This window comes from Rhizorhabdus sp. GW822-FHT03C02 (assembly GCF_058801765.1).
The window spans coordinates 463,003-474,619 of the sequence record NZ_JBXANN010000002.1; the positions used below are offsets into that span (position 1 = coordinate 463,003).

Annotated in this window: 12 protein-coding genes; 10 read left to right on the plus strand and 2 right to left on the minus strand. The window is 65.2% G+C overall.

What is annotated here, in order from left to right; translation table 11 throughout:
• Positions 1-9: 9 nt before the first annotated feature.
• From AC1RM6_RS09375 to AC1RM6_RS09420, 10 genes are all read left to right on the plus strand, one after another.
• On the plus strand, positions 10-1,335 hold the full coding sequence (locus AC1RM6_RS09375) for a flagellar hook protein FlgE (RefSeq protein ID WP_493100407.1): 1,326 nt from the start codon (positions 10-12) through the stop codon (positions 1,333-1,335).
• Between the two features lie 25 nt (positions 1,336-1,360).
• A complete protein-coding gene (flgF, locus tag AC1RM6_RS09380) occupies positions 1,361-2,101 on the plus strand; it encodes a flagellar basal-body rod protein FlgF (RefSeq protein ID WP_493100408.1) in 741 nt (246 codons plus the stop codon).
• A gap of 12 nt (positions 2,102-2,113) precedes the next feature.
• Positions 2,114-2,902, plus strand: coding sequence for a flagellar basal-body rod protein FlgG (gene flgG, locus AC1RM6_RS09385; RefSeq protein WP_493100409.1), 789 nt, complete (start codon positions 2,114-2,116; stop codon positions 2,900-2,902).
• Positions 2,883-3,581: a flagellar basal body L-ring protein FlgH gene (locus tag AC1RM6_RS09390; protein ID WP_493100410.1), complete on the plus strand. Its 699-nt coding sequence runs from the start codon at positions 2,883-2,885 to the stop codon at positions 3,579-3,581. The genes flgG and AC1RM6_RS09390 overlap by 20 nt, the downstream gene beginning before the upstream one ends.
• 33 nt (positions 3,582-3,614) lie before the next feature.
• A complete protein-coding gene (locus AC1RM6_RS09395; RefSeq protein WP_493100411.1) occupies positions 3,615-4,718 on the plus strand; it encodes a flagellar basal body P-ring protein FlgI in 1,104 nt (367 codons plus the stop codon).
• The gene (locus tag AC1RM6_RS09400) at positions 4,715-5,152 is read left to right on the plus strand and encodes a rod-binding protein (protein ID WP_493100412.1); all 438 of its coding nucleotides are present in this window, start codon (positions 4,715-4,717) and stop codon (positions 5,150-5,152) included. The genes AC1RM6_RS09395 and AC1RM6_RS09400 overlap by 4 nt, the downstream gene beginning before the upstream one ends.
• Positions 5,149-6,504 (plus strand): flagellar hook-associated protein FlgK, encoded by a 1,356-nt coding sequence (flgK, locus tag AC1RM6_RS09405; RefSeq protein WP_493100413.1) that lies wholly within the window; start codon positions 5,149-5,151, stop codon positions 6,502-6,504. The genes AC1RM6_RS09400 and flgK overlap by 4 nt, the downstream gene beginning before the upstream one ends.
• A 22-nt stretch (positions 6,505-6,526) precedes the next feature.
• Positions 6,527-7,387, plus strand: coding sequence for a flagellin N-terminal helical domain-containing protein (locus AC1RM6_RS09410; RefSeq protein WP_493100414.1), 861 nt, complete (start codon positions 6,527-6,529; stop codon positions 7,385-7,387).
• Between the two features lie 115 nt (positions 7,388-7,502).
• Positions 7,503-8,366 (plus strand): flagellar motor stator protein MotA, encoded by an 864-nt coding sequence (gene motA / locus AC1RM6_RS09415; protein WP_493100416.1) that lies wholly within the window; start codon positions 7,503-7,505, stop codon positions 8,364-8,366.
• Positions 8,367-8,396: 30 nt separating this feature from the next.
• Positions 8,397-9,389 carry a flagellar motor protein MotB gene (locus AC1RM6_RS09420; RefSeq protein ID WP_493100418.1) on the plus strand — a complete coding sequence of 331 codons (993 nt, stop codon included), beginning with the start codon at positions 8,397-8,399 and terminating at the stop codon, positions 9,387-9,389.
• A gap of 11 nt (positions 9,390-9,400) precedes the next feature.
• Here the strand turns inward: AC1RM6_RS09420 and AC1RM6_RS09425 are convergent, their stop codons facing one another.
• The gene (locus AC1RM6_RS09425) at positions 9,401-10,579 is read right to left on the minus strand and encodes a glycosyltransferase (protein WP_493100420.1); all 1,179 of its coding nucleotides are present in this window, start codon (positions 10,577-10,579) and stop codon (positions 9,401-9,403) included.
• A 75-nt stretch (positions 10,580-10,654) separates the two neighbouring features.
• Positions 10,655-11,524 (minus strand): transglycosylase SLT domain-containing protein, encoded by an 870-nt coding sequence (locus AC1RM6_RS09430; protein ID WP_493100422.1) that lies wholly within the window; start codon positions 11,522-11,524, stop codon positions 10,655-10,657.
• Between the last annotated feature and the right edge of the window lie 93 nt (positions 11,525-11,617).

Consider the following 11,617-nt stretch of genomic DNA (forward strand, 5'->3'; position numbering starts at 1 on the left):
AGTAGCCCCATGTCCTTCTATACCGCGCTTTCCGGCCTCAAGGCCCAGCAGACCGAACTTTCGGTCATTTCGAACAACGTCGCCAACGTGGGCACGACCGGCTTCAAGAAGAGCGCCGCGGAGTTCGGCGACATCATCTCGTCGGCGCCGCTCCAGACCTCGACCACGGCCGGCCAGGGCACCCGGTTGCGCGGCATCCAGCAGCAGTTCACCCAGGGCGGCTTCGAGAATTCGGATCGCTCGCTCGACATGGCGATCTCGGGGCAGGGCTTCTTCGTTACCCGTTCGACCGCCTCGAACAGCCAGGTCAGCTATACCCGCAACGGCGGCTTCCGCGTCGATGCCAACCGTTACGTCGTCGACAGCGGCGGCGCCTTCCTCCAGGTGCTGCCGACCGACAGCGAAGGCACGCTGACCGCGACCGGCCTCAACTCGACCCGTTCGCTCCAGCTTCCGCTGACCTCGGGCACGTCGAGCGCGACCCAGTCGGTCGATATGGCGGTGACCTTCCCGGCCGACGCCGACGTCCCGGCCAATCGCTCGGTCTACACCAGCACCCATCCTTATGCGTTCGATCGCTTCGATCCGAACAGCTACAACCAGTCGACCACCACGACGGTCTATGACGCGGCCGGCACCGCGTTCCCGATGACGACCTATTATATCCGGCAGAACACGCCGACGACGACGGTGACCGACACCACCTGGACGGCGCGGACCTTCATCGGCGACAAGGAGATCAGCTCGGATCCGACCACCGCGACCAACGGCGCCGCGACCCCGATCACGCTCAAATTCGATCAGTTCGGTACGCTGAGCGAGGTCAATGGTGCGTCGCCCAACACGATCACCACCAACCAGGTCACCCCGACCGGCGCCACCGGCCCGATCGGCTTCGCGCTCGACTATTCCGCTGCGACCAAGATGGCGGCGGCGCCGTTCACGCTGACCAGCTACACCCAGGACGGCTATGCCGCGGGGCAGCTCGACAACGTCACCGTCGACGCCAACGGCCTGGTCTCGGCGACCTTCTCGAACGGTGATACCCAGGCGCTCGGCAAGATCGTCCTCGCGACCTTCTCGAACCCCGAAGGCCTGCGCCAGCTCGGCGACAGCAAATGGGGATCGACCGGCACGTCGGGCGAAGCGCAGATCAACGAAGCCAATACCAACGGCACCGGTCTCATCCAGTCGGGCGCGCTCGAACAGGCCAATGTCGACATCACCGAGGAGCTGGTCGCGCTGATCCAGGCGCAGCGCAACTTCTCGGCGAACGCCAAGGCGATCGAAGCCGCCAACACGATGACCGAAACCATCGTGCAGCTGCGCGCCTAAGATCGTAGCGACGGGAGCCTGAGGCATGGACCGGCTGATCTACAGCTCGCTTTCGGGGATGCGCGCGGCGATGTCGCGCCAAGCCACGACCGCGAACAACCTCGCCAACGTCAATACCCCGGGCTTCCGCTCCGAAATGACCTCCAGCCAGGCGCTCTGGCTGAAGGGCGACGGGTTCGACGCGCGAGCGTCGAATTCCGAAGAGGTGATGTCGGCCGACATGCGCGAAGGCACGGTCGTCGAGACCGGTCGCGAGCTCGATGTCGCCATGACCGGCGAAGCGCTGCTCGCGGTCCAGTCGAAGGGCGGCGAGGAGGGCTATACCCGCCGCGGCGACCTGCAGGTCAGCGACAGCGGCCTGCTCACCACCGGCGACGGCATGCCCGTGCTCGGCGATGGCGGGCCGATCACCATCCCGCCCGCCACCAAGGTCATGATCGCGGCCGATGGTTCGATCTCGATCATCCCCGAAGGCGGCGACGCCAGCCAGGTCCAGCAGGTCGACCGGCTCAAGCTGGTCCGATCGAACGGCGTCGACATCGCCAAGGGGCTCGACGGCGTGTTCCGGGTCAAGGGCGGCGGCACGCTGCCGTCCGATCCCGACGCGCGGGTCCGCCAGGGCGGGCTCGAAGGATCGAACGTCAACACCTCGGCCACCCTCGTCGACATGATCGAGGCGAGCCGGGACTGGGACATGCAGGTCAAGATGATGAGCGCCGCGCAGGACATCGACAAATCGTCGGCCGACCTGATGCGGCTGGAATAGGAGTGAAGTGAGATGACGACCGCAGCATTGCACGTCGCACGCACGGGCCTCGATGCCCAGAACATGCGCATGCAGGTGATCGCCAACAATCTGGCGAACGTGAACACCACCGGATTCAAGCGCGATCGCGCGAGCTTCGAGACGCTGGCCTATCAGGCGATGACCGCGCCGGGCGCCGCATCCTCGGACTCGACGAAATATGCGACCGGGACCTCGCTGGGCACCGGCGTGATGATCAACGGCACCAAGAAGATCGACACCCAGGGCTCGCTTCAGACCACCGACAACGCGCTCGACCTGGCGATCGAGGGATCGGGCTTCTTCCAGGTCCAGACCCCCGATGGCCGCATCGGCTATACCCGCGACGGCAATTTCAACCTGTCGGCCGACGGTACGATCGTCAACACCGAGGGCTATCAGCTGATGCCCCAGATTCAGGTGCCCAACGATACCCAGAAACTGACGATCGCGACCGACGGCACCGTCAGCGCCACGATCAACGGCCAGGAAGAGGCGGTGCAGCTCGGCAAGATCGAGATCGCGCGTTTCGCCAACCCGCAGGGGCTCGACTCGATCGGTACCAATCTGCTCGCCGAGACCGCCGCCTCGGGGCAGCCGCAGGTCGGCGCGGGCGGCTCCGACGGCCGCGGCAATATCCGCCAGGGTTCGCTCGAGGCCTCGAACGTCAACATCGTCGAGGAGCTGGTCGACATGATCGAGACCCAGCGCGCCTATGAAGTGAACAGCAAGATGATCAAGTCCACCGACGATATGATGCAATATGTCAATCAGAACATCTAAGCCCGACTGGCAGGCGCTCTGCGCCATCGGCGTCTTCGCGACGATCATGATGTGCGGTGCGGTCGACGCGGCGCATGCATCGAAGCGCGCGCCGGTCGACTATTCGCCCAGCTATGCGCCAGCCCCGGCTGCGCCGCAGGCCAATGGTGCGATCTTCCAGGCCGCGAACGGCTATTCGGCGCTGACCAACGGCGCGCGTGCGGCGATGGTCGGCGACGTCGTCACCATCCTGCTGGTCGAAAAGACCCAGGCGGTGAAGGCCAACAGCGCTTCGACCGATCGCTCGGGCAAGATCAGTGTCGATCCGGCGACCACCGGGCCGATCAGCCATCTGCTCAAGAACACCGACCTGTCGGGCGGCGCGGGATCGACCTTCGCCGGCAAGGGCGCGGCCGCCCAGTCGAACCAGCTGAACGGCGAGATCAGCGTCACCATTGCCGCGGTCTATCCGAACGGCACGATGTTGGTGCGCGGGCAGAAGATGCTGACCCTCAACCGGGGCGACGAGAATATCAACGTCACCGGCATCATCCGTGCCGCCGATATCGGCCCCGACAACCGTGTGCCGTCGACCCGCGTCGCCGACGCCCGCATCGCCTATTCGGGCAAGGGCGAGATCGCGATCGCCAGCCGGCAGGGGTGGCTTAACCGTTTCTTTTCTATTCTTAGCCCATTCTGAAGATCGATGGTTAACAGCAGGACCTGATATCCGATGTTCCGTACCCTTCTCATCGCTCTCCTCAGCCTGCCGCTGCTCGTCGGCGGCGGTGTCGCGCACGCCGAGCGGATCAAGGATATCGGGACTTTCCAGGGCCTGCGCGCCAACCAGCTCACCGGTTACGGCATCGTTGTGGGTCTCGCCGGCACCGGCGACGACAGCCTCGATTATGCGACGATCGGCATGAAGGGGGTAGCCTCGCGATTCGGACTGCAGCTTCCCGCCGGGATCAATCCCGCGCTCAAAAATGCCGCGGCGGTGATGCTCACCGCCGAACTCCCCGCCTTCGCCAAGCCCGGCCAGCGGCTCGACGTCACGATCTCGGCGATGGGCAAGGCCAAGTCGCTGCGCGGCGGTACCCTGATCATGGCGCCGCTGCTCGGCGCCGATGGCCAGATCTATGCGATGGCGCAGGGCAATCTCGCGGTCGGTGGTCTCGGCATCGACGCTGCCGACGGCTCGAAGCTCACCATCAACGTGCCCACGGCGGGCCGCATCCCCAGCGGGGCGACGGTCGAACGCGCGGTCGATGCCGGCTTTGCGACCACGCCCGAACTGCGCTTCGATCTCGCCGATGGAGATCTCACCACCGCGCAGCGGGTCGCAGCCACGATCAACGGACGGCTCGGGCAACCGGTCGCGCAGGCGATCGACGCGACCACGATCCGCATCCAGGCGGCGCAGGGCGCCGAATCGCGCGCCGCGCTGATGAGCAGGATCGAGAATTTCGACGTCGAGACCGCCGACGCCCCGGCGCGCGTGGTCGTCAACGCCCGCACCGGCACCGTGGTGATCAACGGCGCGGTCCGGATCTCGCCGGTCGCGGTCACCCACGGCAAGATGACCGTCCAGGTCGACGAAAAGCCGCAGGTGATCCAGCCCGCGCCCTTCTCGCAGGGGCGCACCGCGGTCCAGCAGTCGAGCGGGATCAAGGTCGACGAAGGCACCCACCCGATGTTCGAATTCCAGCCCGGCGCCAGCCTGGCCGACATCGTCAAGTCGGTGAATGCGATCGGCGCCTCGCCGGCCGATCTGGTCGCGATCCTCGAGGCGCTCAAACAGGCCGGGGCCATGAAGGCCGAGCTGGTGGTGCTATGATCAACAGCGTCAACTCCAGCCTGGCCGGGGGCACCGGCTCGACCACCGACGCGAAGGCGACCGAGCTCGAAAAGCTCAAGAGCGTCGCCAAGCAGTTCGAGGCGGTCTTCCTGCGCCAGATCATCGGGACCTCGCGCCAGGCGAAGCTGGCCGACGACGTATTCGGTAGCGACGCCAGCGACCAGTTCCAGCAGATGCAGGACTCGCATCTTGCCGACAGCATGTCCGACAAGGGCGTGTTCGGGATTGCAGACCTGCTGGTGAAGCAGTTCGGCGCGCGCCTGTCGCCCTCGGCGGCATCGGCATCCTCGTCGGGCATGACGCTCGGTACCTCGGGTGCATTGACCCTGCCGAACGGTGCCGTATCGGGCCTGCCGGTGAGTAGCGATGCCGGCGCCGGGCTGGCGATCGACACGGCGAAGGCGGGCGGATGAGCGACCTTCTCTCTATCGGCCGCTCGGGGGTCATCGCCTATCGCGCAGCGCTGTCGGCAACCGGCGAGAACGTCGCCAATGCCGAGACCGAGGGCTTCACCCGCCGCACCGTCACCATCAAGGAATCGGGGCTGTCGGCTTCGAGCAGCTATCAATATCGTTCGCTGGCGGTGTTCGGCGGATCGAATGTCGGCAGTGTCCAGCGCGTCTATGACGATTATCGTTCGGCTTATGCCCGGCTCTCGATCTCCGAGGCTGCGCGCAACGACACCAAGGCGCAGTGGCTGCAGACCACCGAAGGCGCGCTCGACGACAGCGATGTCGGCCTCGGCGTGAAGCTCAGTTCGGTGTTCACCGCCGCCGAATCGCTGAGCACCGACGTGCAGAGCGATACCAACCGGCGCACGGTGCTGACCGCGCTCCAGGATGTCGCCGAAGAATTCAACAGCGTCGCCCAGAGGCTCGACAAGACGGCGTCGGGGGTGATCACCGCCGCACGCACGGCGGTCGACGGGCTCAACGGCCAGCTCCAGGCGCTCGCACAGGTCAATATCGGCATTCGCCGCGCGGGCTCGGGCACCGCCGGCGCGGCACAGCTTCTCGATCAGCGCGATGCGCTGATCAGCCAGATATCGGGCGCGTTCGGGGTCGACGTCCATTACGAGGACGACGGACGGGCGAACGTCTCGCTGGCGGGCAACTCGTCGATCAAGCTCGTCGATTCCGGCAAGATCTCGCCCGCCTTCATCGGTGTGATCGCCGGGGGGGACGGTCGCATTTCGCTGGTGGCTTCGGGGACCGGTCCGCAGACCGCGATCGCGCCGCAGTCGGGTTCGCTTTCGGGCCTGGTCGACGTGTCGAACACCATCGCCTCGCGGCGGCAGGAACTCGACGCGATCGCTGCCAATTTCAGCAGCACCATGAACACATGGAACACCAACGGCGTCGACCGTGACGGCAATCCCGGCGTCGCCCTGATGAGCGGCACCACCGCGGCGACGATCACGGTGACCACCGACGATCTGGCGAAGATCGCCGCCGCCTCGACCAGCGGGGTCGGCAACGGCAATGCGCTGGCGCTCAAGGATACGCGGACGTCGACCGCCGCCGAGGGACGCTGGGCGCTGCTCGTCGCCACCCACTCGCAGGCGGTGGCTTCCGCCAAGGCCGCGCAGTCGGCGACGTCCGCACAGAAAGACGGCGCACTGCTCGCCGTCGACGAGGTCACCGGCGTCGATCTCGACGTCGAGGCGGCCCAGTTGCTCCGTTTCCAGCAGGCTTATTCGGGGTCGGCCAAGATTATCCAGGTGGCGCGCGAAACGCTCCAGGAAATCATGGGTCTGTTCAATTGATCATTTCATTTAGGAAAATCAAATGATTACCGCAACTCGCTATCGCGCCGCCGCCGAGATCGCGCTTCAGGGCAAGCTCGCCCAGCAGATCGCCCGCGCCCAGAGCGACATCTCGACCGAGAAGCGTATCCAGGTCGCCTCCGACGATCCGATCGCCGCTGCCCGGGTTGCGGAAATCCGCCTGGCCCAGGCCGACCAGACCGGCTGGAAGCGCAATATCGAGACCGCGCAGGCGGTCGCGTCGCAGGTCGATACCCAGCTCACCGGCGTCGCCGATGCCTTCGATCGCGTGAAGGAACTGGTCCTCGCCGGCAATTCGCAGTCGGTGTCGCCGAACGACCGCGCGGCGCTCGTCCAGGAACTCAACGAGATCAAGACGACGATCACCAATCTTGCCGCGGCCAAGACCCCGACCGGCCAGTCGCTGTTTCCAGCCGATGCGCCGCTGCTGGTCTCGGTCTCGGCGACGCTGCATCTTCCGGCGACCGCCAAGGCGTCGGACGTGTTCGGAAATGTCGACAAGAGCACCGGCGGGACCCACACCCTGAACGATGTGATCGACGACGCGATCGCCGCGATCTCGCAGACCGATCCCGATCTGCGCGCGGCGGGGGCGGCGACCAGCCTGGCCGATATCGATCTCGCCCAGACCCACATCACCAGCCAGCGTTCGGCGCAGGGCGTGCGCGCTGCCCGGCTCGATACAGCGCAGGATTCGCTCGCCAGCGCCGGGCTGCTGCTGTCCGAGGAGCGTTCGTCGCTCGAAGATACCGACGTCGCGTCGACCGTGCTCAAGCTCAATGCGAAAACCCTGAGTCTCCAGGCCGCGCAGGCCGCGTTCGCGCGGGTCAATCGCAACACTTTGTTTGATCTTTTGAGTTAATCGGGTCCCACCAGAGCTGGATAAGGTTTGTCCTTGACGCTCCGTTAACGCCGTTCGGCTAAGCATTTTGCGAAGCTGGCCATCGGCCAGGTCATTGCGTGGGGAGTGAGCGTTCATGTTCGCAGGTATCGGTCTCGTCATCCTGCTGCTGATGGTGTTCGGCGGTTTCGCCATCACCGGCGGCAATCTCGAGCCAGTCCTCGAGGCGATCCCGCACGAAATGCTGATCATCGGCGGCGCCGGCGTCGGCGCGATCGTCGCGGGCAACTCGATGAAGGAGCTCAAGGCGTTCGGCGGCGGCTTCGCCAAGGTCTTTAAGGGACCGAAATACGCCAAGAAGGATTATCTCGACACGATCTTCCTGGTGTCGAGCCTGATGAAGAAGCTGCGCACCGAAGGGCCGGTCGCGCTCGAGCCGCACATCGAGGATCCGAAGGCGTCGAGCATCTTCGCCGAATATCCCAAGCTGCTCAAGGACAGCACGCTGATCCACATGATCACCGACACGCTGCGGCTGGTCGTGATCTCGTCGGGCACGCTCGATCCGCACGCGGTCGAGGACGTCATGGACAATGCTCTGAAGACGCATCACCACGAAGACATCATGCCCGCCGATATGATGCAGGGCCTTGCCGACGCGCTGCCCGCGCTCGGGATCGTCGCGGCGGTTCTCGGCGTCGTCAAGACGATGGGCTCGATCGACAAGCCGCCGGCGATCCTCGGCGGCATGATCGGCTCGGCACTCGTCGGTACCTTCCTCGGCATTCTGCTCGCTTATGGCATCGTCGCGCCATTCGCCGGCCGCTGCCGCCAGGTGATCGAAGCCGACGCGGCGATCTATGGGGTGGTCAAGCAGATCATCATCGCCTCGCTCCACGGTCATCCGCTGCCGCTGGTCATCGAAGCCGCGCGTTCGGGCATCGCCCATTCGAACCAGCCGGCCTTCGCCGACGTGTTCGACGGCATGCGCGGCCGCTAACCGACCTCCTGACAGGAACGCGAGACCGACATGGCCCAGCCTCCAGCCAAGCGCGGGAAGAACGAGCCCGAGCCCAGGCCGATCATCATCAAGAAGATCATCGCCGAGGGGCATGCCGGCCATCATGGCGGCGCCTGGAAGGTGGCCTATGCCGACTTCGTGACCGCGATGATGGCGTTCTTCCTGCTGATGTGGCTGCTCGGCGCCACCAGCGAGAAGCAGCGCAAGGGCATCGCCGACTATTTCGCCCCGACCATGATCCAGATGAAGGACAAGACCGGCGGCGGGAAGGGGATGTTCGGCGGCGAGTCGCTGATCGACAAGGACAAATATTCGTACAAGTCGACCCAGACCGGCTCGAAATCGCTGACGATGCCCAAGGACGCGACCGGCGGTGAGAAGGAAGGCGCCGGTCAGTCGCGCAACCGCGACCGCGTCGCCTTCCAGCAGATGAAGGCGGCGATCGAAAAGAAGATGGCCGCGGATCCCTCGCTCAAGGCGCTCGCGAAGAATATCCGCTTCGTCGAAACCCGTGAAGGCCTGCGCATCGACCTGGTCGATCAGGCCGATTTCGCGATGTTCAAGAACGGTACCGATCAGCTGGTTCCACAAGCTTTCCCGCTGATCCGGCAGGTCGCCGAGGTCGTCAAGCTGTCGACCAACGACATCATCGTGCGCGGCCACACCGATGCGATGCCCTATGCCGCCGGGCGTACCGCCAACAACTGGACGTTGTCGGCGGGGCGTGCCGAATCGACTCGCCGCGCGCTGGCCGATTCGGGCATCGCCAACACCCGCTTTGCGCGGATCGAGGGTGTCGCCGACCGCGAGCCCTATGTCCCCGACGACCTCTATGATCCGCGCAACCGACGCATGTCGATCACGCTCGCCTGGTCGGGCGGCCCCGACAGCGACGAGCCGGCAGAACGGACGAGTGGCGAAGGCCGGGCGCCGACGAACCTGCTCAGCGCGAACGATCCGACCGCGTTGCCGGCCGAGGCACGGGCGCCCGCCAAACACTGAGATTGCGAAGATCAGGCCATGGCATAATCGTCGCGGGCGCGTTCGAGGATGGCGCGATGTTCGGTCGCGGTCTGTGTCCAGGAATAGCGTAACGCATGCTGGCGGATATGGGCACGGTCCCAGCCCCGTTCGGTCGCCGCTTCGATCCCGCATGCGATCGCCGCGGTGGTCCGATTATCGAACAACAGGCCGATGCTCGCCGACGTCAGCACCTCGGGCGAACCCCAGATCGGGGTCGCGGCGATCGGGGTGCCGCAGGCGATGGCCTCGATCAGCACATTGGCGATGCCCTCGCGGTCGGAACAATTGACCAGCAGGTCGGCCGCGCCCATGCGCTCGGCGAGCAGCGCCTGATCCATCGCCTCGACGAAGCTCACCCGGTCGAGCAGGCCGAGCATCCCGGCCAGGCCGTATAAATGTGCGCGCTCGGGCCCCGAGCCGATGATCTCGAGCTGCACCGATGGCAATCCGGCGACCGCCCTGATCGCCAGGTCATGGCCCTTGCGCGCAATCAGATGACCGACCGAGAGAATGGTGAAGCATCGATAGCCGAGCCGGGCCCGTGCCGCGGGGCGATCTTCGAGCGGTTGGAAAAGGTCGAGATCGACGCCGTGCTCGACGACGTGCGATGTTCGCGGTTCGGCGCCGAGCGGGATCATCGCGTCGATCAGCGCGCGGCATACCGCGGTTCGTGCCGATGCCCGCCTGATCGCCCAGCGGATCAACGCGCCCGACAGCGGCAGGCGGGCGATCTGGCTGACATCGCTGCCCAGCGCGCTCAGGACCAGCGGCTTGCGAAACCACAGCGCGACCAGCGCCGCGGCGACGCCCTCGGGATAGAGATAATAAGCGTCGACGATGTCGGGTTCGAGTTTCTGCCTGCGCAGTCGGCGATATTCGAAGGATGCGGCGATCGCCATCGACAGCGGCGACAGCAGTGCGCCAATCTTGGGAATGACGAGATAGCCGATATGGCGAATGGAACCTGTGGAGCGTTCGGTCCGTGCTCTCGCGAATTCGCCATAGCGACCGAACATCCGGCCCTTGAAGGGAAACCACGGGATCGGTGCCAATATATGCAGTCGTGCACCATCGGTCGCAGCAAGATGGCTGAGCCGGTGCTTCAGGAAAATACCATGCCGCGGCTGCTCACTATTGGGAAGCAGGCCGGCAAGGACCAGGATTCGCAAATATTTCTCCGATCGCTGGAATTTCAGCGAAAGGAGTAGATTTGGTTTTTCGACCGCGCAATGGATAGATATATATTACATGCCATTCTGGATCGGGTTGTCATCGCCCGAGGCCAGCATCGTATAAGCGAGCATCGCCGTTTGCGGGGTCGGCCTGAGCAGGTTGAACCGGTTGGTGGCGCCCATCATCGCCAGCATGTCGCTTGTGGCCGGTGTCGCGGTGCCGTCGCCCTGGAAGACTTCCTGCGCATAAGCCAGTCGCATTCGATCGGCGGACAGGCCGGGTGGGGTCGGGCTGAGGGTGCCGGGGGTGCCCGTGCCGACCGCCGATCCATCGTCGCTGATCTTCTTCGCCATCAGCGCATAGACCTCGCCCATCGACCGGGCCGATCCATTGTTGTCGTAGAAGATGCCGCGGTTGGTGCGCGCCTCGCGGGGGAACAGCGCCGCGGCGCTGGCATCGGGATTGGCATCGGCGAGCTTGAGGAATTTGGTCGCGCCTTCGAGCCCCAGGAAATGCGCGAAATAGAGATCGGCGGCGCGGGGCTGGCGGCCGAGCGCGGCCTGCAGGCCCTCGGCATTGTCACTGGCCCATTCGCCGGCCATCAGCGCCGAGGCTTCGGGCTGGTTCTTCAGGCCCATCACCTGGTCGCGGACCGCCGGATCGACGGTCCACTGGCCGTTGGCCTTGCGGCTGATCGCGTCGGACGCCCAGCCGAGACCATGTTTGGCACCGTACATCTTGACCGCGCCGAGCCAGCTCTGGTCGATGAACTGGAACAGGCCGCCGGCCGAGCTGTTGGGGGCCTGGGCATTGGGGTTCAGCCCGCTTTCGCTTTTCGCCTGGTTGAGCAGATAGGAGAAATCGACCCCGGTGCGCTGCGCGGCACGGCTGATCGCCGAGCGGACGTCATCGACGCCCCCCGAAGATCCAGTCGTGTACACAAGGCGCTGCAGGCCCAATCAGAGTCTCCCATTAATCATCCTTAATTTACGGGAGTCATGGTTAACGAAGCGTTGTCGCGTCGCCGTCGCGAC

What these genes read in the sequence shown, in the direction of transcription:
- AC1RM6_RS09375 (WP_493100407.1), top strand. Translation starts at nt 10, where the DNA reads ATGTCCTTCTATACCGCGCTTTCCGGCCTCAAGGCCCAGCAGACCGAA.
- flgF (WP_493100408.1), top strand. Translation starts at nt 1,361, where the DNA reads ATGGACCGGCTGATCTACAGCTCGCTTTCGGGGATGCGCGCGGCGATG.
- flgG (WP_493100409.1), top strand. Translation starts at nt 2,114, where the DNA reads ATGACGACCGCAGCATTGCACGTCGCACGCACGGGCCTCGATGCCCAG.
- AC1RM6_RS09390 (WP_493100410.1), top strand. Translation starts at nt 2,883, where the DNA reads ATGTCAATCAGAACATCTAAGCCCGACTGGCAGGCGCTCTGCGCCATC.
- AC1RM6_RS09395 (WP_493100411.1), top strand. Translation starts at nt 3,615, where the DNA reads ATGTTCCGTACCCTTCTCATCGCTCTCCTCAGCCTGCCGCTGCTCGTC.
- AC1RM6_RS09400 (WP_493100412.1), top strand. Translation starts at nt 4,715, where the DNA reads ATGATCAACAGCGTCAACTCCAGCCTGGCCGGGGGCACCGGCTCGACC.
- flgK (WP_493100413.1), top strand. Translation starts at nt 5,149, where the DNA reads ATGAGCGACCTTCTCTCTATCGGCCGCTCGGGGGTCATCGCCTATCGC.
- AC1RM6_RS09410 (WP_493100414.1), top strand. Translation starts at nt 6,527, where the DNA reads ATGATTACCGCAACTCGCTATCGCGCCGCCGCCGAGATCGCGCTTCAG.
- motA (WP_493100416.1), top strand. Translation starts at nt 7,503, where the DNA reads ATGTTCGCAGGTATCGGTCTCGTCATCCTGCTGCTGATGGTGTTCGGC.
- AC1RM6_RS09420 (WP_493100418.1), top strand. Translation starts at nt 8,397, where the DNA reads ATGGCCCAGCCTCCAGCCAAGCGCGGGAAGAACGAGCCCGAGCCCAGG.